At 73.3% G+C, this 24,739-nt stretch carries 20 protein-coding genes; 11 read left to right on the forward strand and 9 right to left on the reverse strand.

Annotated features, from left to right (window positions below; translation table 11 throughout):
- Positions 1-15: 15 nt before the first annotated feature.
- Together BJY14_RS37530 and BJY14_RS37535 are read right to left on the reverse strand one after the other, a co-directional pair.
- Positions 16-1,692: an ArnT family glycosyltransferase gene (locus BJY14_RS37530; RefSeq protein ID WP_218905760.1), complete on the reverse strand. Its 1,677-nt coding sequence runs from the start codon at positions 1,690-1,692 to the stop codon at positions 16-18.
- Positions 1,693-1,731: 39 nt separating this feature from the next.
- Positions 1,732-3,462 carry an alkaline phosphatase family protein gene (locus BJY14_RS37535; protein WP_312879609.1) on the reverse strand — a complete coding sequence of 577 codons (1,731 nt, stop codon included), beginning with the start codon at positions 3,460-3,462 and terminating at the stop codon, positions 1,732-1,734.
- 124 nt (positions 3,463-3,586) lie between these two features.
- Here BJY14_RS37535 and BJY14_RS37540 point away from each other — a divergent pair, with 124 nt between their 5' ends.
- Positions 3,587-4,192, forward strand: a complete 606-nt coding sequence (locus BJY14_RS37540) for a dihydrofolate reductase family protein (RefSeq protein WP_179847946.1) — start codon at positions 3,587-3,589, stop codon at positions 4,190-4,192.
- On the opposite strand, the gene BJY14_RS37545 is transcribed toward BJY14_RS37540, so the two are convergent.
- The 4 genes from BJY14_RS37545 to BJY14_RS37560 all read right to left on the reverse strand — a co-directional run bounded on the left by BJY14_RS37545 (position 4,161) and on the right by BJY14_RS37560 (position 8,556).
- A complete protein-coding gene (locus tag BJY14_RS37545) occupies positions 4,161-4,997 on the reverse strand; it encodes a class II fructose-bisphosphate aldolase (RefSeq protein ID WP_246396257.1) in 837 nt (278 codons plus the stop codon). The genes BJY14_RS37540 and BJY14_RS37545 overlap by 32 nt on opposite strands.
- Positions 4,990-5,913, reverse strand: coding sequence for a 1-phosphofructokinase family hexose kinase (locus tag BJY14_RS37550; RefSeq protein WP_179847948.1), 924 nt, complete (start codon positions 5,911-5,913; stop codon positions 4,990-4,992). The genes BJY14_RS37545 and BJY14_RS37550 overlap by 8 nt, the downstream gene beginning before the upstream one ends.
- Positions 5,910-6,821, reverse strand: coding sequence for an SIS domain-containing protein (locus tag BJY14_RS37555; RefSeq protein ID WP_218905761.1), 912 nt, complete (start codon positions 6,819-6,821; stop codon positions 5,910-5,912). The genes BJY14_RS37550 and BJY14_RS37555 overlap by 4 nt, the downstream gene beginning before the upstream one ends.
- 82 nt (positions 6,822-6,903) lie before the next feature.
- Entirely contained in the window at positions 6,904-8,556 is a 1,653-nt protein-coding gene (locus tag BJY14_RS37560) for a hypothetical protein (RefSeq protein WP_179847949.1), read from the reverse strand.
- 536 nt (positions 8,557-9,092) lie between these two features.
- Between BJY14_RS37560 and BJY14_RS37565 the strand changes: the two genes are divergently transcribed.
- From BJY14_RS37565 to BJY14_RS46910, 10 genes are all read left to right on the forward strand, one after another.
- On the forward strand, positions 9,093-9,854 hold the full coding sequence (locus tag BJY14_RS37565) for a DeoR/GlpR family DNA-binding transcription regulator (RefSeq protein ID WP_258943242.1): 762 nt from the start codon (positions 9,093-9,095) through the stop codon (positions 9,852-9,854).
- Entirely contained in the window at positions 9,851-11,221 is a 1,371-nt protein-coding gene (locus BJY14_RS37570) for a 6-phospho-beta-glucosidase (protein WP_179847950.1), read from the forward strand. Before BJY14_RS37565 ends, BJY14_RS37570 begins: the two co-directional genes overlap by 4 nt.
- A complete protein-coding gene (locus BJY14_RS37575; RefSeq protein ID WP_179847951.1) occupies positions 11,218-12,414 on the forward strand; it encodes a carbohydrate kinase family protein in 1,197 nt (398 codons plus the stop codon). The genes BJY14_RS37570 and BJY14_RS37575 overlap by 4 nt, the downstream gene beginning before the upstream one ends.
- A 59-nt stretch (positions 12,415-12,473) precedes the next feature.
- The gene (locus BJY14_RS37580) at positions 12,474-13,832 is read left to right on the forward strand and encodes an extracellular solute-binding protein (protein ID WP_179847952.1); all 1,359 of its coding nucleotides are present in this window, start codon (positions 12,474-12,476) and stop codon (positions 13,830-13,832) included.
- 90 nt (positions 13,833-13,922) lie between these two features.
- Positions 13,923-14,894, forward strand: a complete 972-nt coding sequence (locus tag BJY14_RS37585; protein WP_179847953.1) for a carbohydrate ABC transporter permease — start codon at positions 13,923-13,925, stop codon at positions 14,892-14,894.
- Positions 14,891-15,682, forward strand: coding sequence for a carbohydrate ABC transporter permease (locus BJY14_RS37590; protein ID WP_179847954.1), 792 nt, complete (start codon positions 14,891-14,893; stop codon positions 15,680-15,682). Before BJY14_RS37585 ends, BJY14_RS37590 begins: the two co-directional genes overlap by 4 nt.
- 19 nt (positions 15,683-15,701) lie before the next feature.
- Entirely contained in the window at positions 15,702-18,392 is a 2,691-nt protein-coding gene (locus tag BJY14_RS37595; protein WP_179847955.1) for a sugar-binding protein, read from the forward strand.
- 140 nt (positions 18,393-18,532) lie between these two features.
- Positions 18,533-19,657: a S1 family peptidase gene (locus BJY14_RS37600; protein ID WP_218905763.1), complete on the forward strand. Its 1,125-nt coding sequence runs from the start codon at positions 18,533-18,535 to the stop codon at positions 19,655-19,657.
- Positions 19,658-19,825: 168 nt separating this feature from the next.
- Positions 19,826-20,395, forward strand: a complete 570-nt coding sequence (locus tag BJY14_RS37605) for a TerD family protein (RefSeq protein ID WP_179847957.1) — start codon at positions 19,826-19,828, stop codon at positions 20,393-20,395.
- Positions 20,396-20,401: 6 nt separating this feature from the next.
- Entirely contained in the window at positions 20,402-22,045 is a 1,644-nt protein-coding gene (locus BJY14_RS46910) for a TerD family protein (RefSeq protein WP_179847958.1), read from the forward strand.
- Here BJY14_RS46910 and BJY14_RS37615 read toward each other — a convergent pair.
- The 3 genes from BJY14_RS37615 to BJY14_RS37625 form a co-directional block, all read right to left on the reverse strand.
- Complete coding sequence (locus BJY14_RS37615) at positions 22,042-22,521, reverse strand: DinB family protein (RefSeq protein ID WP_218905764.1); 480 nt, start codon at positions 22,519-22,521, stop codon at positions 22,042-22,044. The genes BJY14_RS46910 and BJY14_RS37615 overlap by 4 nt on opposite strands.
- A 22-nt stretch (positions 22,522-22,543) precedes the next feature.
- On the reverse strand, positions 22,544-23,353 hold the full coding sequence (locus BJY14_RS37620; RefSeq protein WP_312879612.1) for an ArsR/SmtB family transcription factor: 810 nt from the start codon (positions 23,351-23,353) through the stop codon (positions 22,544-22,546).
- A gap of 72 nt (positions 23,354-23,425) precedes the next feature.
- Positions 23,426-24,649, reverse strand: coding sequence for an MFS transporter (locus tag BJY14_RS37625; protein WP_179847960.1), 1,224 nt, complete (start codon positions 24,647-24,649; stop codon positions 23,426-23,428).
- Positions 24,650-24,739: the final 90 nt, after the last annotated feature.

Consider the following 24,739-nt stretch of genomic DNA (forward strand, 5'->3'; position numbering starts at 1 on the left):
GGCCCGAGCAAGGCGCTACGGGCGCGGTGCGGGCCGGCGGAAGATGGTGACGGAGTACCCGACCTCGTCGATCGGCTCGCTGGTGCGGAGCAGCGGTGTCAGGCGCGGGTCGTTCTTGACGAGCCAGCTGTCGGAGACCACCAGCAGGCCGCGCACCTGGCCGGGCGGCGCGGTGAGCGGGTCGCGCGCGTGGATGCCGTAGGCGGACGGGACGCCGCTGCCCTTGAAGACCAGCCAGACCGGCTCGCCCGGATACCGCTCCCGGAGGCGGTCGGCGAGCCGTCCGAGATCCTGGCCCCAGTCGACGTTGGAGTCGTGCAGGCGCAGGTGGGTCTTGGAGGGGCCGCCGAACGCCTCGTTGGAGTACGGCAGGTAGTAGGGGAAGGCCCGCAGCGAGCTGACCGCGACGAGCAGCAGCAGCGCGACCGTCGCGCCCCTGGCCCACCGCCATCGGACGAGGACCGTGCCGCCCGCCGCCACCGCCAGAAAGATCGGAACGAAGATGGCGTAACGGACGCCGAGGTCGCGCGACCCGGTCATCGCCACCGCCAGCAGTACGGCCGTCGGCGCGAGAAGGTACGGGGCGGCCGGACGCAGCCGGGGCAGCGCCACCGTCGCCGCGACCCCCGCCACCCACAGGACGAGCATGCCCAGCGGCGTCTTCACCAGCAGCGCGGCGGGCAGGTAGTACCAGCGGGAGCCCTGGTAGACGTCGCCGAACAGGAAACCGGTCCACCGCATGCCCTCGAAACCGAACTGCGCGCGCATCCCGTCCTGGAAGGGCCGGGGGAACGGCAGCCAGCCGGCGGCGAGCCCGCGCAGGCCGCCGACGGACGGCAGGCTCGCCGGCGCCGCCCAGCGCAGGCGCGGGTCGACGGCGAGGTAGCTCGCCCACACCACCGCCACGGCCAGGACGCCGACGCCGGCCGCCGACAGCAGGGCGGTCGTCACGGGACGGCGCTGCGGCCGCGACGTCCAGACCGACACCGCCGCCAGGACGAGGAGCACCGGCAGCGCCGGCAGCGCGCTCATCTTGGTCGCCATGGCCGCGCCGAGCGCCGCCCCGGCGAGCGGCAGGTAGAGCCGCGGTCCGCGCCTCGCGCGCCAGAGCAGCCACACCGAGGTCAGCAGGAGACCGGCCGTGGGGACGTCCAGCGTGGCCAGCGACCCGTGCGCGATGACGTCGGGGGAGAAGGAGTAGAGGGCCAGCGCCGTGAGGCCGCCGGCCGGACCGGCGAGGTCGCGGGCGAACGCGAAGACCACCAGCCCGAACAGCAGGGTCAGCGCGATGACGGGCAGCCGCCCGGCGAGCAGCACCCGCTGCGCGTCGTTGCCCCACCGGTACAGGAACTGCCTTCCGAGCCGGTAGTCGCTGCCGGTGAAGGAGGCGCGCAGGTGCGGGCCGGCGAGCACCGCCCCGGCCCCGATGACCAGCTTGCCGAGCGGCGGGTGCTCGGCGTTGTGGCGCAGGTCGTGCCGGCGGAGGTACACCACGCCCGTGCTGATGTAGACGGGCTCGTCGACGGTGGGGCTCTGCTGCACGGCCGTGGTGACCATCGCGGCGGCCATCTGGGCCAGCAGCGCCGCCACGACCGCCGCGAGCAGCCAGCGCCGGTGCAGCGGGCGGAGCCGGCCCGCGGGCTCGGCCGAAGGCGCCGCGGGCCGGTCGGGCTCCGCGGACAAGGACGTCACGCCGCCACCCTTCCCGGAGACCGTCCCCCCGATCTCCGTTCAGCCTCCGAACGCGGTCAAGAATCGGTCGCGGAACGCGCTCATCGGCCACACCGGGGTGTCCCTGCCGGGCCGCAGGCCGTCCTGCCAGCCCCACCCGGAGATCCTGTCCAGGACGGCGCCGTCCTTCGCCACGACGGTGATCGGGACGTCCCGGCTCGCGCCGGGGCCGGTGATGAGCGGCGCGGGCTGGTGGTCGCCGAGGAAGACCAGCACGGTGTCCTTGCCGCCGTAGGTCTCCAGAAAGGAGACGAGCGTGTTCAGCGTGTACTCGATCGACGCGCGGTACTCGGCGCGGATGCGGCCGGGCGCGGGCCACGGCGCGTCGTAGCCCTTGCCCATCCCGTTGAAGACCGAGCCGTCACCGACCCGCTCCCACGGGACCGGCCGCGGGATGGACGCCCACGGGGCGTGGCTGGACACCAGCGCCGTCTCCGCCATCACCGGCGCCCGGTCGTCCTTCGCCAGCTCGGTGCGCTGGAGCGTGGACAGGGTGTACTGGTCGGGCATCGTGGCGAAGCTGAAGCGCGGTCCGCGGTAGCCGAGGTTCCGGTCGTCGTAGACCTTGTCGTAGCCGTAGAAGGACGCCTCCGGCCAGGCCCGCGTGATCGCCGGCATGAGCGCGACCGTCCGGGAGTCCGCGCGGTGGAACGCCCCGTTCAGCGTCAGCCGGTCGCTGTTGACCAGCGCGCGGTACCGCTGCTGGTTGTTCACCCACAGGCCCGACAGCAGCGTGGCGTGCGCCAGCCAGCTGCCGCCGCCCGCCGTCGAGGAGGTGAGCCAGCCGCTGCGCGCGGCGAACCCCGCCTTGCGGAGCCGCCGCGTCCCCTGGTCGAGGACGGCGCCGACCTGCGGAGCGTACTGCGGGCTCTCCACGGCCGACCGCCCGTAGCTCTCCACGAACGCCAGGACGACGTCCTTGCCGCGAAGCCCGGTCAGCAGCCTGTCGGGCGGTGTGTCGCGGAACCTGTCCACCGCGGCGGCCTTGGCGAACTCCTTGCGGTCGTTCAGGCTCGTCCGCACCTGCCGCGCGTGGTCGTAGGCGAGGACCGCCGCGCTCCTGGACGCCACCGGCACACCGTGGACGAACTGCGCTCCGAGCACGGCGCAGGCGAGCCAGACCGTCCCCAGCACACCGGCGGCCGAGGACGCCGGTCTCCTGTGCCGGACCGCCACGCCGCTCAGGCGCAGCGTCGACAGCGCCGTCAGCACGACCACGCCGACCGCCAGCACCACCGCCACCACGACGGCCGCGACCGCCCCCGCCGGCCCGGACGACTCCTTGACGAACTCCACGGCCGGTCCCAGCAGCGGCCAGTCCAGGACCAGGTCGAACGGCCGGACGAGCACCGCGTCGAACCCGATGTCCAGCACCTTCAGCACGAGCAGCAGCCCGAGGACGGCCCCCGCGGTCCCCGCCGCCCACCGCCTCGCCCGGGCCGGGAGCACGAGGACCAGCGCGACGCCGGCCACGCCCTCGATCGGGACGCGCACGAACGCGCCCGGGGACAGGCGGGCGAACTCGGCCGGCGCGACCAGCGCGACCAGCACGAGCAGGAACGCCGCGCCGGTCACCGACCGCGCCGCGATCCGCCGCCGTCTCGGCGGCTCACCCGCCTCCGGGGCGTCGGCCGGCACGTCCTCGTCTGTGATCCGCTCCAGGCGGCTGTCGGTCGTCAGGTCGTCCTCCCAGGTTCGGCCCCCCGCCGCGCACGCGACACCCCACAGCACGTCCGGCCCCCGGCCGCGGGTTCAAAGTTTTCCTCTTTGTGAGGTCCGGGATGTCGAGAATGCGAGCACGGCTCCGATCCACTGGTGAAAGGCGCCGCAGGGGCGCCGCCGAGGAGGCACCGCAATGGGCAAGATCACCTGTGACATCGGGGTTTCGGTCGACGGTTTCGCCGCGGGCCCGAACCAGCGCCTGGAGGAGCCGCTCGGGGACGGCGGCGAGCGGCTGCACCGGTGGATGTTCGAGGAGCAGGAGGCCAACGCCGAGGAGATCGCGAAGATCACCTCGGCGGGGGCCTACATCATGGGCCGCCACATGTTCGGCCCCGACCGCGGGCCGTCGTGGACCCCGGACTGGGCGGGCTGGTGGGGCGAGGAGCCGCCCTACCACGCGCCGGTGTTCGTGCTGACGCACCACCCGCGCGAGAGCATCGAGATGAAGGGCGGCACGACGTTCCACTTCGTCAGCGACGGGATCGAGCCGGCGCTGGCCCGGGCCCGGGCCGCCGCGGGGGAGAAGGACGTCGCGATCGCCGGGGGAGCGAGCACCGTGAACCAGTACCTCGCGGCGGGCCTCCTTGAGGAGCTCCGCCTGCACATCGCCCCCGTCGTCCTCGGGGCGGGCGAGCGCCTGTTCGAAGGCGTCGGCGACCTGGCGCTGGAGCCGGTCGAGGTGGCCCGGACCCCCATGGTCACCCACGTCACCTACCGCGTCGGCGGCCCGCGCGGATGACGTGCAGCAGGCGGGCGACCTCGTCGGCGACCGCGTCGCGGCCGGCGGAGGCGTAGCGGCGCGGGTCGACGAGGCCGGGGTCGGCGGCCAGCCGGTCCCGGACGGCCGCGGTGAACACCTTGTTGAGCTGCGTCGCCACGTTGATCTTGGTCATGCCGTGCTCGACGGCGGCGGCGAGCCCGTCGTCGGGCACCCCGGAGGACCCGTGCAGGACCAGCGGGACGGGCACCGCCGCGCGCAGCCGGGCGATGAGCGCGAGATCGAGGACGGTGTCGCGGGTGAGCATCGCGTGGGACGTGCCGACCGCGACCGCCAGCGCGTCCACGCCCGTGGCGGCCACGTACCCGGCGGCCTCCTCCGGGTCGGTGCGGGCGTGCGGGGCGTGCACGCCGTCCTTCCCGCCGATCTCGCCGAGCTCCGCCTCGACCCACACGCCCTCGCCCCGGCAGCGGGCGGCGACCTCGGCGGTGCCCGCCACGTTCGCCTCGTGCGGGAGGGCGGACGCGTCGAACATCACCGACCCGAAGCCGAGGGCGACCGCCTCGCGGACGAGGTCCGCCGAGGTGGCATGGTCCAGATGGACGACGACCGGGACGGACGCGGCGCGGCCGAGCGCCAGCACCGCCCGCCCGATCGGGGCGAGCGCGCCGTGGTAGGCGACGCAGTTCTCGCTGACCTGGAGCACCACGGGCGCGCCCGCGCGCTCCGCGCCGGCGACGATCGCCTCGGCGTGCTCCAGCTGGATCACGTTGAACGCCCCCAGACCGCGGCCCTGCGCGGCCGGTGCGGCGATGACGTCACTCATGGGGGCGAGCGGCATGGTTCTCCTCGGTCCGGAGGGTGACACGGGGCAGCAGCGAGGGGAGCCCGGCGGGGTCGATCTCGCCGGCGACGGGGGAGCCGACCGCGCAGGCGGCCAGCGCGACGGCGCGGCGGAGGCGGTCCGGCCAGGGCAGGCCCGCGGCCAGCCCCGCCGCCAGGCCCGCCACGAGCGCGTCCCCCGCGCCCGTCGGGTTGCCCGGGACGGGACGGTCGAGCGCGGCGCGCAGGACGCCGTCCGGGGTCTCGGCGAGGACGCCGCCCGCGCCGAGCGAGGCGACCACGGCCTCCGCGCCCGCCTCGCGGAGCGCGCGGACACCGGCGGCCGCGTCGCCGGTGCCGGTCGCGCGAGCCAGCTCCTCGGCGTTCGGCTTCACGATGCCGGGCCTTCCGGCGAGCCCGAGGCGCAGCGCGTCCCCGTCGGCGTCCAGGATCACCGGGCCGGGCGCGAGGCGGGCGAGCCGCGCGTAGGCGTCCGGGGGGACGCCCGGCGGCAGGCTCCCGGACAGGACGACGACGGCGGCGTCCCGGGCCAGGGACTCGAAGCCGGCGCGGAACGCCGCCCACTCCGCGCCGGTCACCTCAGGACCCGGCTCGCAGAACATCGTCGCCTCGGCGCCGACGACGGTGACCGTCCGCCGCGACTCCGCGGCGACCGGCGTGAACGCGGCCGGCACGCCGAGGGAGGCGAGCCCCTCCTCGATGCGCCGCCCCGCGTGGCCGCCGGCCAGCCCGGCGGCCACGACCTCGTGCCCGAGGGCGTGCAGCACCCGCGCCACGTTGACGCCCTTGCCGCCGGGCCGCGAGTGCACCGCGGCCACCCGGTGCACCGCGCCGAGCCGCGCGTCCGGCACCTCGTAGGTGTCGTCGATCGCGGCGTTCAGGGTGACCGTGAGGATCATGCGGCCGGGCCGCCGGGCGCGGCGTCGTCCAGGATGACCGAGCGGGTCAGGTGGCGGGGTCGCTCCGGGTCCAGGCCCGCCGCGCTCGCCCGCGCGACCGCGAGCCGCTGCACCCGGACCAGCTCGGCGAGCGGGTCGGCGTCCGCGGCGCGCAGCAGCCCGCCGGTCGCGGCGACCTCCTCGCCGAGGCCGTCCGGGAGGCCGCCGAACATCCACACCGCCCGGCGGGGGCCGGTGATGCTGATCGGCCCGTGCCGGTACTCCATCGCCGGGTAGGCCTCGGTCCAGAAGCACGCGGCCTCGCGCATCTTCAGGGCGGCCTCCTGCGCGAGGCCGACCGTCCAGCCGCGGCCGAGGAAGGTGATCTGCTCGACGTCCAGCAGCCAGGGCGGGACCGGGTCGGCCACCGCGGCCTCGGCGGCCGCGATCGCGGCCGTCAGGTCCTCGCCGAGGTGCGCGCGCAGCAGCGCCAGCTGGGTGGTGGCGAACCGGGTCTGCACGACCGACTCCTCGTCGGCGAAGTCGAGGACGATCAACCGGTCGGCCTTGCCGGACACCGGCGTGTCCGGGTCGGCGGTGATCGCGGTCGTCGGGACCGAGCCGGCGAGCCGGTCCAGGACGGCGAGGACCTCGGTCGTCGTCCCGGACCTGGTGAGCGCCAGCACCCGGTCGTAGCGGCGGCCGGGCGGCATCTCCGAGGCGGCGAACGCGTCGGTCTCCCCGTGCCCGGCGCCCTCCCGCAGCGCCGCGTACGCCTGCGCCATGTACAGCGAGGTGCCGCATCCGACGACCGCCACCCGCTCCCCGCGGGCCGGCAGCGCGTCCCGCAGGCCGCCGGCCAGCCCGGCGGCCCGCCGCCAGCACTCCGGCTGCGCGGCGATCTCGGTCATGATGCGGTTTCCGGCCATGGCCCCTCCCGAAGGTCGATCCGTCCTGCGACTGTATGCTCATTCATGCTCGAAAAAGAAGAGTACAGAGCATGAAAAATCATCAACGCGCGGGGGGTCGCAGCCGCACCAGCCGGACGAAGCGCACGTCGAGGTCGTCGCCCGCGCCCGTCGCGATCCGGAAGTCGGTCCCGCCGGCGAGGCCGTTCGCGAACGCGGGCCGGGGGAGCCGGAACGTCGCGGTCTTCCACGCCCCGTCGCCCGTGCGGCGCACCGCCGGGGAACGTCCGCCCCGGTACTCGATCCACCAGTCGCCCCCGCCCGCGTCGCGGTACGTCACCTTGATCTGCACGGGTTCGCGCCGCCCGCGCGGGAACCGGTCGTCGAGATCGAAGTACAGGGACGTCTGCCCCCGCGCGCGGTCGGTGCGCAGTCCTTCGTAGGCGGTGCCGTTCTCCGGCCCGAGGACGCCGCTGTGGACGTCGGCGGTGGAGCGGCGGGCCCTGCCGTCCGGGCCGACGTCCCGCTGCACGAGCCAGCGTTCGAGGTTGCGCACCCACGGCCGCCCGGGCCAGCGACGGTCACCGGTGAAGGGCCCCGTCGTGTTCTTCCAGTAGGTGTCCTCGGCGTCGCGTAGCGCGGCCCACGCGTCCGGCGAATCGGAGGCGGTCTTGCCGATGCTCAGCCGCACCCATCTCCAGTGCAGCGGAAACTGCCTCATGTAGGACGGGCCCGGCACCACGTAGAGCCAGTTCGTCCGCAGTTGCAGCGCCTTGAGGTTCGCCTGCCGGACGGCGTAGTAGGGCTCGCTCGTGTGGTAGTCGCAGTCGTTGAAGCACTCGTTCTCGGTGGCGGCGACATGCCGTCCGTCATGGACGGGCAGGGACTCGTCCACCGTCATGTGCCCGTCGGGCTCGATGCGGCTCCCGTAGGAGGGAGCCTCGCTCAGGTGGAAGTTGAACACCTCGGTGATTCCCGTCCGGATGCCGAGCCCAGCGTCGACGGCCTGCTTGGCGAACAGGTCCGTCCTCGCCCCCCACGGCCCCCACGGATAGTCCTCGCCGGTGAACACGAGCTTGGAGCTGTAAGGCCCGAAAAGGGAGGTCAGATCCCGCCAGGCGTGCCGGTACCACGACCGGTACTTCTCGAAGGTCAGCCCCTGCTCCGCCGCCTTGCTGACCATGTCGTAGTCGTACTCCGCCCACGTGAACGCGCCCGGGACGTACACCAGCCGCAGCCGCGGGTCCGCGCGCAGGCCCTCGTCGACGAAGAGCCTCCGGTAGAGCGCGAGCAGCCGCCCCCACACGCACTCGTTCCACAGGGGCAGGTGGTACTGCCCGTCGTAGTCGGGCCCGATCGGCTCCACTCCGCACTCGTCCGCCACCCACGCGGGCGCCCACCGCGACCCGCTGGCGAAGATGCGCGCCCAGAAGGGCCGCCGGTCCGCGAGCTGCCGGCTCAGCGGCGGGAAGCTCATGTCCTGGGCGAAGCCCGCGCCGCGGGCGTCCAGCGTCCCGGGGCCGTCCGGCTGGAGCTGGCGCCAGCTCAGGTCGAGGCTGCGCGTTTCGACGCCGAACTCCGGGGCGGCCGTCTCGGAGAACAGGCCCGAGTTCGCCGACGGACGGACCCAGCCCGGCAGCGTCCAGTCGTCTCCCGGCCGCACCCGCACGCTGCCGGCCACGGTGCCCGCCGGCCCGGCGCCCGCCACGGTCGACAGGAGCACCAGCCCGGCGAGAACCGCCACCACCCGTTTCACGCCCGGCCTCCCCAGCCCTCGTTCTCCGCGCCCCCGCGTGCGCGTTTCCGTTCAAAAACCATGCTCATCCTTCGAGTGCGAGCATGAAAGGGCAATCCGTGCCCGGAAGCCACCCGAGCGCCGGCGCAAGCGAAGTCCCGACAGCCGCAGTCCGCCGGGCTGCCGCGCGGACCTGTGCTGCGCGGACCGGTGGGTTCGGAGGCGCTGCCGACCTTGTTCACCACCTCTGACATGCACGGTAAGCGGGGGCTCCCGCTGCGCAACTCTCATTCCAAAACATAATTTAAGATGAAAATTATGTACCGGTCAGAGGTCCTTTTGATGCTGGTTTGACCTTCCGTCCTGACAGTCCGCGCGCCCGGCCCGGGCGCTCCGCCCGCACCGCCTATGGAACGCTCCGAGCACTCGACAGCGGTCGCTGACTCCACCGCCGTCCTGACTGCGTCCCCGCACGTCAGAGAAGCGAATGACGGACTTCGAGCAGGTTTCCGCCAGGGTGATGACGGATGTCGAGCAGCGGTGTTACGTTCCACCGCGTGACATCGAGCATGCGACGGGCGCAGATCGTGTCGTCCCTTCGCGCCAAGGGCGCCGCCTCCGTCCGGGAGCTGGCCGAGACCCTCCAGGTCAGCGAGTCGACGATCCGGCGCGATCTCGACGTGCTCGACCGCAACGGCGAGCTGCTGCGCACCTACGGGGGAGCGGCGCTGTCCCCGCGGCCGGCGGCGCCGGAGATCTCCTTCGCGGCGTCGGCCGAGCACGACAGCGCCGAGAAGGCGGCGGTCGCCGAGCGGGCGGCGAAGCTGGTGGAGGACGACATGGTCGTGGTCCTCGACATCGGCACCAGCACGCGGCTCCTCGCCCGGCACCTGCGCGGCCGGCCCGTCACCGTCATCACCGCCAACCTGGCCGTGCTGGACGAGCTGCGCGACGACGAGGCCGTCCGCCTGTGCCTGCTCGGCGGCGTCGTGCGGCGCAACTACCTCTCGCTCGTCGGCTCGCTCACCGAGACCGCGCTCCGCCAGGTCCGCGCCGACCTGGTGTTCCTGAGCTGCACCGGGGTGCGGCCCGACGGCCATGTCATGGACGACATGGAGGTCGAGACGCCGATCAAGCAGGCGATGCTGGAGTCGGCGGACCGGGTGGTGCTGGTCGCCTCCGAGGCCAAGTTCCCCGGCACCGGCTCGCTGCGCGTCTGCTCGCTCGACCGCGTCGACGCGCTGGTCACGACGGCCGGGGCCGACCCCCGGACTCTGGAGGTCTGCCGCGAGGCGGGCGGGAAGGTGTACATCGCATGAAGCTGGCCATTCTCGGCGGCGGCGGGTTCCGGGTGCCCTACGTGTACCAGGCCCTGCTGCGCGACCCCGGCTCCCCGCGCATCGAGGAGGTGTGGCTGCAGGACTCCGACGCCGGCCGTCTGGCGGGGATGGCGGAGGTCCTCGCGGCCCTCGCCGGCGGAGTCGAGGACGCGCCGCGCGTGTTCACCAGCACCGGGCTCGACGAGGCCCTGGAGGGCGCCGACTTCGTCTTCGCCGCCGTCCGGGTGGGCGGCCTGCGGGGACGGGTGTGCGACGAGCGCGTGGCGCTGGACCTGAACGTGCTCGGCCAGGAGACCACCGGCCCCGGCGGGATCGCCTACGGGCTGCGCACCATCCCCGTGATGCTCGACATCGCGCACCGCGTGAAGGCCCTCGCGCCGGACGCCTACGTCATCAACTTCACCAACCCCGCCGGAATGATCACCGAGGCGATGCAGGGCGTGCTCGGCGACCGGGTGCTCGGTATATGCGACACCCCGTCCGGCCTCGGCATGCGGGTGGCGGCCGCGCTCGGCCTGGACCCGGACCGGATCCGGCTCGACTACGTCGGCCTCAACCACCTCGGGTGGATGCGCCGCATCCTGCACGACGGTGTGGACGTCCTGCCCGGGCTGCTCGCCGACGACGACCTGCTCGGGACGCTGGAGGAGGGCGTGGTCTTCGGCCGCGAGTGGCTGCGCGACCTCGGCCTCATCCCCAACGAGTACCTGTACTACTACTACTTCAACCGGGAGGCGGTCCGCGCCACCCTGGACGCGCCGCAGACGCGCGGCGAGTTCCTGCTCAAGCAGCAGGAGGCGTTCTACGAGCGGATCGCGGCGGCGTCCGGCGGCGCGGCCATGGAGATGTGGCGCGAGACCGTCGCCTCCCGCAGCGCGAGCTACATGGCCGAGATGAAGGGCGCGCGGACCGGCGAGGCGCTCGACGACCACTCCGGCGTCGACCCCGCCGAGGAGGGCTACGCCAGGGTCGCGCTGAACGTGATGGCCGCGATCAGCCGCGACGAGCCCGCCAGCATGATCCTCAACGTGCGGAACGGGACGACCGTCACCGCGCTGCCCCCGGACGCGGTCGTCGAGGTGCCCGTCACCGTCGACGCCGGCGGCGTCCACCCGCTCCCCCTCGACCAGCCCGACCTGCACCAGGCCGGACTGATGCAGCAGGTCAAGGCCGTCGAACGGCTGACCGTCGGCGCGGCCGTGACCGGTTCGCGGACCGAGGCCGCCAAGGCCTTCGCCCTGCATCCCCTGGTCGACTCGGCGCGGATCGGCCGGCTGCTGCTCGACGGCTACATCGACCGGATCCCCGAGGTCGCCGCCGTCTTCTCCCGTGAGGAGTCGTCATGACAGTGGAAACCCTTGGCGGGAGCCCACCCGTCGACCACCCCGCGCCGGGAGCGGCCGCGGCGCCCGGGCAGCCGCCCGAACCCTCCCTGGCCGACCCGTGCACCGAGCGCGTCCCGGCCGGCGACCTGCTGCGCGGCGGGGACGCCCCCGGCCCGGCGCCCGAGCTGGACGTCTTCCTGAGCGGCCAGGTCTTCATGGACATGATCTTCACCGGGCTGCCGGGGCTGCCGCCGCCCGGGACCGAGATGTTCACCGAGGGGCTCGGCTCGGCGCCCGGCGGCGCCGCCAACATCGCGGTGGCGATGAGCCGGCTCGGCCTGCGGGTCGGGCTCGCGGCCCCGTTCGGCGACGACATGTTCGGCTCCTACCTGTGGCGGACGCTCGCCGAGCAGGAGGGCATCGACCTCGGGCACTCCCGCCGGATCAAGGGCTGGCCCACCCCGGTCACGGTCTCGCTGGCCTACGACTCCGACCGCAGCATGGTCACCTACGCCAGGCCCCTGCCGGACCTCGACCCCGGCGAGACGGGCGACGCGGAGGCGGTGCTCGGCTCCCCGCCGCCGGCCGCGCGCGCCTGTTTCGTCGACATCGAGCATCCGGTGCCGGGCTGGGCGAGGGAGATGCGGCGGGCGGGCGCCGCCGTGTTCGCCGACATCGGCTGGGACGCCACCGAGACGTGGTCCAGCGAGGTCCTCGACCGGCTGGAGCACGTGGACGTGTTCCTGCCCAACGCCGTGGAGGCCATGGCCTACACCCGCACGACCACGCCGGAGGACGCGGCCCGTGCCCTGTCCGAGCGTGTCCCGGTCGTCGTCGTCAAGCGCGGCGGCGCGGGCGCCATCGCGATCGACTCGGCGACCGGCGAGGTCGCCGAGACCGACGCGCTGCCGGTGCGGCCGCTCGACGCGACCGGCGCCGGCGACGTGTTCGGCGCCGGGTTCCTGTTCGGGACGCTCGCCGGCCTGCCGCTCCTGGAGCGGCTGCGGTTCGCCAACCTGTGCGCGGGCCTGTCGGTCCGGCACCGCAGCGGCTCGCTCGGCGCACCGTGCTGGGGGGAGATCGCCGCGTTCGGCGAGTCCGGCGAGGTGCCCGAGTCCGTCCTCGAACCGTACGCCTTCGTCGTCGACTTCATCCCCGACTCGGCGACCGACACGGTCGTCCGGGCCGAACCCACCCTCCGGGCCGACCACTAGCGCGCCGTCCCCGACCGACGCGGACGCAGCAGGACAGAAAGCAATAGGGAGCCGTAGCTATGCCGACACTGACGAGGCGAGGAGCGGCCGCGGCGGCCGCGGCCCTCGCGACCCTGCTCGCGGCGGCGTGCGCCCCGGGCTCGTCCGGCGACAAGCCGGAGAGCAAGGCGCCCGCCGCGGTGAGCACCGACGTGGCCAAGGCCGGGAACGTCACGCTCACCGTCTGGGACCAGGAGGTCCAGGGCGGGCAGAAGAAGCAGATCGAGGAGCTGAACAAGCGCTTCGAGGCCAAGTACCCCAACGTGAAGATCAAGCGGGTGTCGCGGTCGTTCAGCGACCTGCAGAAGACGCTCCGGCTCGCGCTGTCGGGCGGCAGCCCGCCCGACGTCGTGGAGGCCAACCAGGGCTACGCGTCCATGGCGCAGTACGTCAAGGCCGGGATGCTCCTCCCGCTCGACTCCTACGACCAGGTCTACGGGTGGCGCAAGCGCTATCCCAAGGGCCTGACGGACCTGAACAGCGTCACCCAGGACGGCAAGCTCATCGGGTCCGGCAACCTGTACGGCGTCTCGCTGAACGGCGAGATCGTCGGGCTCTACTACAACAAGGAGAAGCTCGCCAAGCTCGGCGTCCAGCCGCCGAAGAGCTGGGCGGAGTTCGACCAGGCGCTCGCCACGGCCAAGGGCAAGGGCGAGGTCCCGATCGCGTTCGGCAACCTGGAGAAGCTGCCCGCGATGCAGCTGTACGGCGTCCTCCAGGACGGCGCCGCCGACAAGGAGGCCGTCCGCAAGCTCGTGTTCGGCAGCGGCGGCTCCTGGACGGACGCCCCGAACGTCCAGGCGGCGCAGAAGCTCGCCGACTGGTCGAAGAAGGGCTACTTCACCAAGGACGCCAACGCCGTCAAGTGGGACGACACCCCCGTCAACTTCGCCAAGGGCGACGGCGTGTTCATGTTCGGCGGCACCTGGTGGGCGTCCGAGCTCAACGACAAGATGAAGGACAAGGTCGGCTTCATGGTGCCGCCCCCGACGCAGGCCGGGGCGCCTTCCGCGACGATGGGCGGCGAGAGCCTGCCCTGGTCGATCACGTCCAAGAGCAAGAACCCGGACGTCGCCGCCGCCTACATCAACTTCATCACCTCCCCGGAGGCGATGGACGTCTCGATCGAGACCGGCAACCTGCCGGCGCTCGCCGCGCCCTCCAAGCAGCCGACCGGACCGCTGCTGAAGGAGGTGTCGACGGCGTGGGCCGAGCTGAGCAAGAACGACGGCATCACCCCGTACCTCGACTACGCGACGCCGACCTTCGCCGACGCGTTCGGCGGGCCGCTGCAGGAACTCGTCGCCGGGCGCAAGCCGGCCGACGCGGTCATGAAGGCGGCCCAGGACGACTACTCCGCCTTCCAGAAGAAGAAGTAGGGATCGGCCATGCCCGCCTCCGGCCGGCGCGTCGCCCGCGGCGCGGCCGGGGGCGGGTCGGCGCCGGACGCACGACCAAGGAGCCCGCACATGACGACCGTCGCGCGGCGAAAGACCCCCAAGTCCAGGCACGCGGCCTCGGCCCCGCGCACGGCACGGCGCCAGGGCCGCGCCTTCTCCGGGTCTCCCGGGGAACCCGGCCGGATCGGCTGGCTCTACACCCTGCCGGCCCTGCTGGTGTACGGGACGTTCCTGCTGTGGCCGCTGGCGCGGGGGGCGCAGTTCTCCCTCTACCACTGGGACGGCCTCGGCCAGGCGACGTGGGCGGGATTCTCCAACTACACCGCCACCTGGTCGGACCCGTCGCTGCGCGGCGCGTTCGGGCACCTGCTCGTCCTCATCCTGTTCTACTCGGTGCTGCCGTGCTGCATCGCGTTCGTGCTGGTCGCCGCCATGTCGCGGACGAAGATCCGCGGCCTGACGTTCTTCCGGACCGTGCTGTTCCTGCCGCAGGTCGTCGCGATGGTCGCGGTGGCCGTGGCGTGGCAGTGGGTGTACTCCGCCGACGGGCCGGTCAACACCGTCCTCGGCTGGCTGCACGCCCTCGGCCTGCCCGACTGGCGCCACGGCTGGTTCGGCGACTTCACCTTCGCGCTTCCCGCGGTCGGGGCCGTCGGGACGTGGGTGGGGATCGGCCTGGCGATGGTGCTGTTCCTCGCCGGGGTGCAGAAGATCCCGCGGGAGCTGTACGAGGCCGCGCGGATCGACGGCGCGGGGCCCTTCCGCGAGTTCTTCGCCGTCACCCTGCCGGGGCTGCGGCGCGAGCTGGCGGTGGCGCTCACGCTGACCACCATCATGGCGATCCGCAACTTCGACCTCATCTACATGGCCACCGCCGGCGGGCCGGGCGACGCGACGAAGGTCCCCGCCTACGAGGTCTACAACCGCACGTTCAACACCGGTGAGGTCGGCCTCGGCTGCGCGATCGGCGTCACGCTGGCGGTGCTGGCGTTCGCCGTCACGGCCGGCGTCCGGCGGCTCGTGGAAGGGAAGGACGCATGAACGTCCGGGCGGAACGGTTCGTCAACCACGCGATCCTCGTCCTCTTCTCGGTCATCGCGGTGTTCCCGATGATCGGGATCGTCGCGCAGGCGTTCCAGCTGCCGCACGTGGACCTGTCCACGTTCGGCACGGCCTGGCGCGAGGGCCACTTCGCCACCTACCTGCGCAACAGCGTCATCGTCACCACCGTCACCGTCGTCACGTCCGCGGTGCTGTCGATCATGGCGGGGTACGCGCTCGGCACCATGCGGTTCCGCGGCTCCGGCGCGCTGTTCCTGCTGTTCGTGGCCGGGCTGACGATCCCGACCGAGGCCATCGTCGTGCCGCTGTACTTCGACCTGAGGTCGGCGGGGCTCGACAACAGCTACGCCGGGCTCATCCTGCCGCAGGTGGCCATGTCGGTGGCGTTCGGCACGTTCTGGATGCGCGCCTACTTCCGCAGCATCCCCCGGTCGCTGCTGGAGGCGGCGCGCATCGACGGCGCGTCCGGCTGGACGACGCTGTGGCGCGTGCTCGTGCCGGTCGGCCGCCCGGCCATCCTCACCATGGTGCTGCTGACCACCATGTGGACCTGGAACGAGTTCCTGCTCCCACTGGTGATCGTCAACTCCGACGAGGGGCTGCGCACCGCGCCCCTCGGGCTGTCCTTCTTCCAGGGCACCCACAAGACCGACTACTCACTGCTCATGGCGGGCGCGCTGATCATCGCCGCGCCCATCGTGATCGTCTATGTCTTCCTGCAGCGACAGTTCATCGCAGGAATGCTCTCGGGGGCCGTCAAGGAGTAGGGAAAGAACAGGAGAGTTCATGCGAAGACTCGCCCTACCCGCAGTCCTGTCCGCCGCGCTCGCGGCCATGGCCGTCGCCTTCGCGGGCCCGCCCGCGCAGGCGGCCGGCCCGGCCGGCGCCGGATCCGCCGACGGCCGGCTCGACGTCCTCTTCGTCGGGGCGCACCCCGACGACGAGGCCGGCGCCCTGTCGACCCTCGGCCAGTGGAACGAGTACGACAAGGCGAAGGTCGGCGTCCTCACCGTCACCCGCGGCGAGGGCGGCGGCAACGCCTCCGGAACCGAGGAGGGCCCGGCGCTCGGGCTGCTCCGCGAGAACGAGGAGCGGCGCGCCGTCGGCAAGGCGGGCGTCACCGACATCCACTACCTGGACAAGGTCGACTTCTACTACACGGTGAGCACGCCGCTCACCGCCGAGACCTGGGACCACGACAAGACCCTGGAGAAGGTCGTCCGGCTCGTCCGCGAGACGCGCCCGAAGGTGATCGTCACCATGGTCCCGGCGCCGCTTCCGGGCCAGCACGGCAACCACCAGATGGCCGCGCGGCTCGCCACCGAGGCCTACTTCGCCTCCGCGGACCCGAAGGCCTACCCCGCGCAGCTCGGCGGCGAGGGGCTGAGCACCTGGGCGCCGGGACGCCTGTTCCAGACCGGCGGAGCTTCGGGGCCCGCCGGGTCCGGCTGCGCCGCCAAGGGGACGCCGTCCGCCGCGGCGTCGGTCACCTACGGCGTGTGGGGAGGCCGCGCGTCCGCCCGCAACGGCGGCAAGACGTGGGCGCAGGTGGAGCGCGAGGCCCAGCGCACCTATGTCAGCCAGGGCTGGGGCGGGTTCCCGGACGTCCCGTCCGACCCGGCCCAGATCGGCTGCGACTACTACCGGCAGATCCACAGCCGGGTCCCGTTCACGCTCGGGAACACGGACCCGTCCGCGATGCTCGAGGGCGCGGTGCTGCCGGCCAAGGGCGGTCTCCCGCTCGGGAGCCGGTTCTCGCTGACGGCGGACGCGTTCGGCGTCACCGCGGGCCGTCCCTTCAAGGTGACCGCGCGCGCGAGCTCGCCCGAGCGGCTTCGCGCGGCGAAGGCGACGCTCGCGGTCCCCACGGGTTGGAACGTGACAGGCTCCGGTGAGCTGGGGACGGTCGGCCGGTCCGAGCGCACCGCGACCTTCACCGTCACGCCCCCGGCGGGCGTCAAGGCCGGGCGCGCGCAGCTCTCGGCGACGCTCACCGCCGGCGCCGCCAAGGGCCAGACGGCCGCGTCCGTGGAGGTCCGGCCCGCCGTCACCGGTGTCCTGGAGCCGCTGCCCCGCGTCTCGGACTTCGACACCTGGGCGGACGAGACGGGCGTCCCCGAACTGACCGGGCAGGTGAAGCGGGTGCTCACGCTGGCGTCCGGCGCGTCCCGCCAGGTGCGGGTGGACCTGTCCAACACGACCGCCTCGGCGCAGTCCGGCACCGTCAAGCTGGGCCTGCCGGCGGGCTTCACCGCCGACGCCGCGTCCAAGCCCTACACGCTCGACGCGGGCAAGACCGGCTCGGCGACCTTCACCGTCACCAACACCGACACGTCGCTGCCCACCTCCAACCAGGGCGGGACCGACGGCGACTACGACCTGACCATCACCACGGCCTCCTCCACGGGCGACACTGACCTGCAGAACGGCGCCCTGGAACTGGTCCCGGCGGCCGAACTGCCGAAGGCGTCGACCGCGCCCGCGGTCGACGGCAAGGAGTCGCCCGGCGAGTACCCCGGGCCCGAACTGAACCTGTCCCGCCGCTGGGAGGGGTCGGCGTGCGAGTCCGCCGACGACTGCTCGGCCACCGGCAAGGTCACCTGGACCGACAAGGCGCTGCACGTGCTGGTCAAGGTCCGCGACGACAAGCAGGGCACGGTGCTCGGCGCCGACGACTGCAAGCGGCACTGGCGCACCGACTCGGTCGAGATCGGCATCGACCCGCGCGGCGACTCCGAGAACACCTCCACCACGTTCAAGACCGGGATCTTCCCCAAGATGTCGGACGGGAAGCCGTGCTTCGAACGCGACGCGGACGCGCGCCAGGGTCCGGGCGAGGAGACCGCCCCCGGCATGCGGGTCGCCTCGACGGTCGCCGACCCCTACGACGGGTACGTCATCGAGGCGGAGATCCCGTTCACGGCGCTGCCGACCGCGGTGGACCCGCGGCGCATGGGCCTGAACGTCTTCGTCTACGACTCCGACACCCAGGACAAGACCGGCCAGACCCGGATCGGCTGGTCGACCTGGGGCGGCGTGCAGGGCGACCCGTACCGGTGGGGCCTGGTGTCCCTGCCCGGCCACACCCCGCCGGCCGGCATGCCGACCACGCCCCCGCCGCCGGTCATGCCGACCGACGCGACGCGGTCGGTGAACGCGCCTGAGTCGATCATCCAGGCGGTGCGCACGGGCGTCCCGCTGGCCGCCGGACCCGCGGCGCCGCGCTCGGACACCGCGCGGATCGCCGGCCGGCCGTCGGTCTCCGGCGGCTCGGCCACCGTCCGGCTCCTCGCGACCGGACCGGGCACCGCGCACGTCCACGTGTGGGACGGCAAGCTGCTCGGCACCAGGCAGGTCGAGATCCGCAAGGCGGGCGTCACCACCGTGACCGTGCCGGGCGCGACCGGCACCCTCACCGTGGCCTTCGAGGCGGCGAAGGGAGGAACGGCGAGCAGCGCCGTCCGCCTGGGCGGCTGACACGACGCCGCCGGGCCGGGGAGCGGACACGCTCCCCGGCCCGGCGGCCGGGCGCGGTGAACCTCGGGGCCCGTTGAACTCCGTCCCGCCGGGGCGCGTATCCCCACGCGTAGATCGACACCCCGGAACCGGGAGGGTTCATGAGGCGCCGGAAGAGCGTGAGGAACAGTCGGCTGCGCACGGCGGTCACGACGACCGCGGTGGCGGCCGGATCCGCCGGGCTCCTGGCCGGCTCGCTGTACGTCGTGCACACCGAGGGACGGCCCGGCGGTCAGGAGGCCCGGCTCGCGGGCGACGCCCGCGCCGGCCGGCCCGCCACGGGGCAGGCCGCCGCGAAGGCCGCCGGGATCGCCGGCCGTCTCGGCGACCGCACCACCGGCGCCTACGTCGACTCGGCCGGACGCCCCGTCGTCACGGTCACCAACGCCGCGGACGCCGCCGCGGTGCGCGCTGCGGGAGCCGTCCCGAAGATGACGGAGCGCAGCCCGGCGACCCTCAGGAAGGTGACCGGCGCCCTGCGCAGCTCGTTCTCGGACATCCCCGGCACCGGATGGGCCGTGGACCCGGCGACGTCCAAGGTCACGGTGTGGACGGACGACACCGTCACCGGGACGCGGATGGCCGCCGTCCAGCGCACGACCCGCCGGATGGGGGCGGCGGTCCGGATGGTCCGCATCCGGGGCGCGCTGCACACCCTCGCCCTCGGCGGCGACGCGATCTTCGGGCAGGGCGCGCGCTGCTCGCTCGGCTTCAACGTCAAGCGCGGCGGGCAGGACTTCTTCGTCACCGCGGGGCACTGCGGCAACGAGGTGCGGAACTGGGCCGCCGACCAGCAGGGCGCCGAACCCCTCGGCACGACGGTGGACAGCGACTTCCCCGGCAACGACTTCGCGCTCGTCCAGACCGAGCAGGGCGGCGCCGGCCAGAGCGCGGTCAACCTCTACAACGGCCAGGCCCAGGAGATCACCGAGGCCGGCGAGGCCGTGGTCGGCCAGCGCGTGTTCCGCAGCGGCAGCACCACCGGCGTCCACGCCGGCAGCGTCACCGCCACCGGCGCCACCGTGAACTTCGCCGAGGGCACGGTCACCGGCATGATCCAGACGACGGTGTGCGCGGAGCCGGGCGACAGCGGCGGCCCCCTCTTCGCCGGGAGCACCGCCCTCGGCCTCACCTCCGGCGGCTCGGGCGACTGCCAGACCGGCGGCGTCACCTTCTTCCAGCCCGTCACCGAGGCCCTCCAAGCCTTCAACGCCGAAATAGGCTGACCCCGCGGAAAGGAAGCCCAGGCCACATCCGGCCTGGGCTTCCTAGTGCCGGTGGTATCGCGTGCGACACCTGAGCCGTGAATCGGGTGACAAGGAGCGGATCGGCTGAAAGGCTGTGCGCGCACCGTGTTCGGGGTGCCTTCAGGGGACAGCGAGGAGGCGACGGTCGTGACCGTCTCAATGGTGAAGGGCCAGCGGATATCGCTGGAGAAGCCCGGCGGTGCGCTCAGCATGGTCCGGATGGGCCTCGGGTGGGACGCGGTGAAGAAGAAGGGCTTCTTCGGCTCCCGGGAGCGGGAGATCGACCTCGACGCGTCCTGCGTGCTGTTCGCCGACGGCAACCTCGCCGACGTCGTCTACTTCGGCAAGCTGGTCAGCGACGACGGGTCCGTCCGGCACACCGGTGACAACCTCACCGGGGCGGGCGACGGCGACGACGAGTCCGTCATCGTCGACCTGGGCCGGCTGCCCGTGCACGTCACCTCGCTGGTGTTCACCGTCAGCTCCTTCAACGGGCAGACGTTCAACGAGGTCGAGAACGCCTTCTGCCGCCTCGTCAACGAGATGGACGGCGGCGAGCTGGCCCGCTACACGCTGACCGGCGGCGGCGCCCACACCGCGATGGTGATGGCCCGCCTCTACCGGCACGGCGAGACCTGGAAGATGAACGCGATCGGCGAGCCCTGCCACGGCCGCACCTTCCAGGACATGCTGCCCACGATCGTCGGCCTCGCCTGACCGCCCATGGCCGAACTGTCGCCCGGCGCCAACGCACCGCTGCCCGCCCGGCGCGTGACCGCCACCGCGTCCTGCGCCGTCCCCGTCGACGTCAGCGCCCTGCTCGTGGGCCCCGGCCTGCGGGCGCGCTCCGACGCCGACCTGGTGTTCTACAACGCGCCCGAGGCGCCCGGCGTGCGCTGGTCCGGCGACGGCCGCCAGCGCGTCGAGGTCGACCTCGACGCCGTCCCCGCCGACGCCGCGGCGGTGCTGATCGCGGTCAGCCTGACCGGTGCGACGACGTTCGGCACGATGCCCCCGCCCCGGCTCGGCCTGACCTCCGGCGCCGGCGACCCGCTCGTCGAGTTCACCGTCCCGGGGCTGGGCCCGGAGCGGGCCATCATCGGGCTGGAGCTCTACCGCCGCGACGGCCGCTGGAAGGTGCGGGCCGTCGGCCAGGGCTACGCCGGCGGGCTGGCCGAACTGCTCGAAGCGCACGGCATCGAGGTGGACGACCCGGGCGAACCCGAGCCCGCCCCTGCCGTCGGCCCGCCCCTGGCAGCCCCCTCACCCGCCGTCCCGCAGCCCACGGGTCCGCAGCCCACCGTCCCGCCGCCCGCGACCCCGCCGCCTGCGGAGTCGCGACCGCCGAGCCCGCCGCCGGCCTCGGAGGTCGGCTACGTCGAGCGGTGCTGGCTCGTCTGGGAGGACGCCAGCCGGTCCCTGGCGGCGTTCCACTCCTCCACCGAGCACGCGCTCGTCCTGCGCAACGAGGAGATCGCCGGGCGCAAGCCGCCCGGCGGCTTCCAGCGGCTCATGGAGGCGGCCGACCAGCGGCTCCGCGCCGACGCGGCGCAACTCCGCGACGAGCTCGCCCGGGTGGAGCCGCAGGTCACCCCGGAGGCCGCGCCCTTCGACGCGCCCGCCTGGCTCACCTGGCAGCCCCGCGCCGACCTGGCCGAGGGCATGCTGCTGGGCCGCCTGTCCACCGCCGAGCTGCCCGGCCTGCAGGTGCCGCTCATCCTCAGGCTCCCGCTGCGGCGCGCCGTGTGGATCTCGCGGGGGACCATGCCGGGTGACTCCGCCGCCTACGCGTGGTCGCTGGTGACCCGCTTCCTGGCGGCCGTCCCGCCCGGGCTCGTCGGCCTGGAGGTGATCGACGCCGCGGGGCTGTCGGGCGCCGGCTGGCTGCACGGGTTCGACCCGTCCACCACCGCCCGCCTGCTCGGCGGCGGCGTGGCGACCGGCCCGGCGGCCGCCGAGCGCCTCCGCCGCCTCCTCGACCTGGTCGACCTGCGCCGCATCGGCGGCGACGACGGGCCGTCCGCGGGGCCGCCGCTGCGCGTGGTCGTCGTCATGGACGCCGGCGCCGCGCTCGACGGCGAGGACTCGCACCACCTCCTGCGCCTGGTCGAGGACGGGCCGCTGGTCGGCGTCCCGGTGCTCCTGGTGGAGACCGACACGCCCGCGGCCGATTCCGTGCGCACCATGCGCGTCCGGCAGGTCTGCAACGACCTGCCCTCCAGCGAGGGCTCCATCGGTGACTCGTGGGTGGGCGCGGAATGGACGCTGATCCCCGACGTGCTCCCGGACACGGTGGGCGGCTCCCGTGCCCCCGCCCTGCTCGCCCACGTCCTCGGCATCCACGCCCGCGCCGGCACCGCGACCTAGGCGTTCGGCGCGAGGTCCAGGATCTGCCTGGTGTGGCCCGGCAGTTCCGTCCCCGCGAGACCGCCGAGCAGGTCGCGCAGGGGCACGGGCTGGTCGACCAGAAGCTCGCCGTTGGACACCAGCCGGGTGGGCACCAGCACGTCGAGTTCGGCGTCGCTGAGCATCGACCCCCCGAGCGAGCACACGGCGTCCGCCTGGAGGGCGATGCGGTTCCGGAGCACCGCGCCCCCGCCGGCCTGCGCGATGACGCGTTCGATGGTCCAGGGCTCCTGGGCCAGGCGGTTGTCGTAGGTCGCGATGGAGCCCGAGGCGACGGCGGAGACGGCGGTGATCGTGACGGCGTTGATGACGATGACGTGCGCCAGGATCTGCTCGACGTTCCACTCGCCCGGCGGCGGGACGGTATCGGCGTCGGCCGCGCTCGCGGCGGCGTCCAGCAGGGCGCGGTAGGCGTCCCGCAGCGGAGCGGTGTCCATGATGTTCTCCTTCCGTCCGGGCTCAGGCGTGCGTACCGGACATCTCCCACGGCACCTGCGGGAGGACGTCGCCGGTCTCCAGCAGCGACTTGAGGTTCGCCACGACGGCCGGCCACCCCTGGGAGATGCTGCTGAGCGCATCCTCGTCGGGGAGGTTCTCGTGCGTCACGGTGAGGCGGACGATGTCGTGGTGCGGTTCGATGAGGAAGGTGACGACCGACGCCTCCCCGGGCGATCCGGTGCCGGAGGGGTCCTCGAAGGTGATGGCCAGGCGCGTCGGCGGCTCGGCTAGCAGCACGCGCCCGACGCCGTCGACCACGCCTGATCCGTCGGAGCGCCGGTGCTCCCAGGACGAGCCCGGCTGCCAGTCCGAGATGTTGGCGTGTCCCCAGAAGCGCGCCGTCAGATCCGCGTCGGTCAGCGCGTGCCACACCTGCTCCGCGGTGGCGCGGATGTAGGTGACGTAGACATAGGTCGGGACGGTCGTCGAATCGCCGGTCATGGCGTACTCCTCTGCCTGGGACTTGATGGCGCCGAGCGCTTGCAGGCGGGGCCTGTCGAACTCCGAGATCCAGCGCTCCTCGATCTCGTGGAGCGGCGCCGGGTTGAGGTAGTGGAGCCGTTCGCGTCCCCGCCTGACGACGGTCACGAGGCCGGCCCCCACCAGGACGTCGAGATGCTGCGTCGCCGACTGCCGCGCCATGTCCAGCCGCTCGCACAGCTCACGCAGCGTCTGCCCGTTCTGCTCCCGCAACCGGTCGAGCAGAAGGCGCCGCGTGGGATCGGCCAACGCCTTGAAGACCGGATCCATCCCGCCCGCTTCCGAGTTCACCCGCTCATTATGCAGGTAGCTACCTGCCTATCGTCAAGCACGCGTTCGGTGGTCGAGCTGGGACGGGACCAGTCAGATGGCCTGGGCGTCTTCGTGGGCGACCGATTCCCCGCGTGGTCGCTGCGCCCATCGGACGGCCAGTGGCGCCGCCAGGCCCGTCAGGGCGAACAGGGCCCCCACGACGTACCAGCCGGGACGCCCCCACGTGACGCACAGGAGGATGAGGAGGCCCGGGCCGATGGCCTCGGCGAGTCCGGCGCCCAGGCCGAACACGCCCAGGTACTGGCCCGTGGCGTGGTCCGGCGCGAGGGCGAACGACACTTCGAAGCCTCCGGCGGAATGCCACAGCTCGCCGAGCGTGTGGACCACGACCGCGGCCATGAGCAGCGTCACGGCGGCCCACGGCGGAGTCCCCGCGGCAAACGAGACGAGCGAGCAGGACAGGAGGAAGGCCGCGCCCGCCCGGCGATAGGCGCCGCCGCCGCTGGTGGGGGAGTCGATGCTGCGGCTGGCCCGCACCTGGAAGACGATGACCATGACCGTGTTGAGGACCATGGTCCCCGAGACGAGCCAGCGGGGAGCGGTCGTCGCTCCGACCAGCCAGAGCGGCAGGGCGACGGTCAGCACCTTGAACTGCACGGCCATGATCCCGTCGATCGCGGTGAGAGCGAGGTAGGGCCGGTCGCGCAAGGCGACCCACCGGGGGCCGTCGGTGACGGGCCTGGGAGGTGCGTGCGGCAGGAGGCACACCACCGCCGCGGACACCGCGAAGGCTGCCGCGTTGCCGACGACCAGGAGCCGGTAGGCGGTGAGCGTGCCCGCCTGCACCGCCCAGCCGGCCAGCACCGCCCCGAGCGAGATGCCGACGTTGGTCACGGCGCGAAGGTAGGCGCGGAACTCCTGCGGCCGGTCCCCGCCGTAGCGGCGTATCAGGGGGCTGCGTGCCGCGAGCCCAGCCGCCTTGGCCCCGGTGGCCGTGCACACGGCGACTAGGAACAGCCAGAACCGGTCCGCCAGCACGAATCCCGCCGTCGCCAGCGCTTGGACGACAAGGGTGACCGCGTAGACGCCGCGCGCTCCCCGGGTGTCCGCGAGATGCCCGGCGGCGATGCCCACGGCCAGCGAGACGAGCCCGGCGAGCCCGAGCCCGGCCCCGACCTGGCCCGCCGGAAGGCGCACCGCCTCGGTGAAGTACAGAACGCCGGCGGTCAGATAGAGCCCGCTCCCGACCGTGTAGACGAAGTTCGACGCCGCGATGACGCGCTGCGGCCCGGCAGGGGGCATCAGGTGGGGCATGGGTCGCCGCACTCCAGGAGCTGAGGCATTAATTGCGAATATCTTGCAACAACAACTCTCTTGCGGGAAGACCTGAAGGTCCGGGTTCAT

This window comes from Actinomadura luteofluorescens (assembly GCF_013409365.1).
GTDB classification, from domain to species: Bacteria; Actinomycetota; Actinomycetes; order Streptosporangiales; family Streptosporangiaceae; genus Spirillospora; species Spirillospora luteofluorescens.

Bases quoted from the DNA above. Each gene is read 5' to 3' on its own strand.
- BJY14_RS37540 (WP_179847946.1), top strand. From the start codon at position 3,587: ATGGGCAAGATCACCTGTGACATCGGGGTTTCGGTCGACGGTTTCGCC.
- BJY14_RS37545 (WP_246396257.1), bottom strand. From the start codon at position 4,997: ATGAGTGACGTCATCGCCGCACCGGCCGCGCAGGGCCGCGGTCTGGGG.
- BJY14_RS37550 (WP_179847948.1), bottom strand. From the start codon at position 5,913: ATGATCCTCACGGTCACCCTGAACGCCGCGATCGACGACACCTACGAG.
- BJY14_RS37555 (WP_218905761.1), bottom strand. From the start codon at position 6,821: ATGGCCGGAAACCGCATCATGACCGAGATCGCCGCGCAGCCGGAGTGC.
- BJY14_RS37570 (WP_179847950.1), top strand. From the start codon at position 9,851: ATGAAGCTGGCCATTCTCGGCGGCGGCGGGTTCCGGGTGCCCTACGTG.
- BJY14_RS37575 (WP_179847951.1), top strand. From the start codon at position 11,218: ATGACAGTGGAAACCCTTGGCGGGAGCCCACCCGTCGACCACCCCGCG.
- BJY14_RS37580 (WP_179847952.1), top strand. From the start codon at position 12,474: ATGCCGACACTGACGAGGCGAGGAGCGGCCGCGGCGGCCGCGGCCCTC.
- BJY14_RS37585 (WP_179847953.1), top strand. From the start codon at position 13,923: ATGACGACCGTCGCGCGGCGAAAGACCCCCAAGTCCAGGCACGCGGCC.
- BJY14_RS37590 (WP_179847954.1), top strand. From the start codon at position 14,891: ATGAACGTCCGGGCGGAACGGTTCGTCAACCACGCGATCCTCGTCCTC.
- BJY14_RS37595 (WP_179847955.1), top strand. From the start codon at position 15,702: ATGCGAAGACTCGCCCTACCCGCAGTCCTGTCCGCCGCGCTCGCGGCC.
- BJY14_RS37600 (WP_218905763.1), top strand. From the start codon at position 18,533: ATGAGGCGCCGGAAGAGCGTGAGGAACAGTCGGCTGCGCACGGCGGTC.
- BJY14_RS46910 (WP_179847958.1), top strand. From the start codon at position 20,402: ATGGCCGAACTGTCGCCCGGCGCCAACGCACCGCTGCCCGCCCGGCGC.
- BJY14_RS37615 (WP_218905764.1), bottom strand. From the start codon at position 22,521: ATGGACACCGCTCCGCTGCGGGACGCCTACCGCGCCCTGCTGGACGCC.
- BJY14_RS37625 (WP_179847960.1), bottom strand. From the start codon at position 24,649: ATGCCCCACCTGATGCCCCCTGCCGGGCCGCAGCGCGTCATCGCGGCG.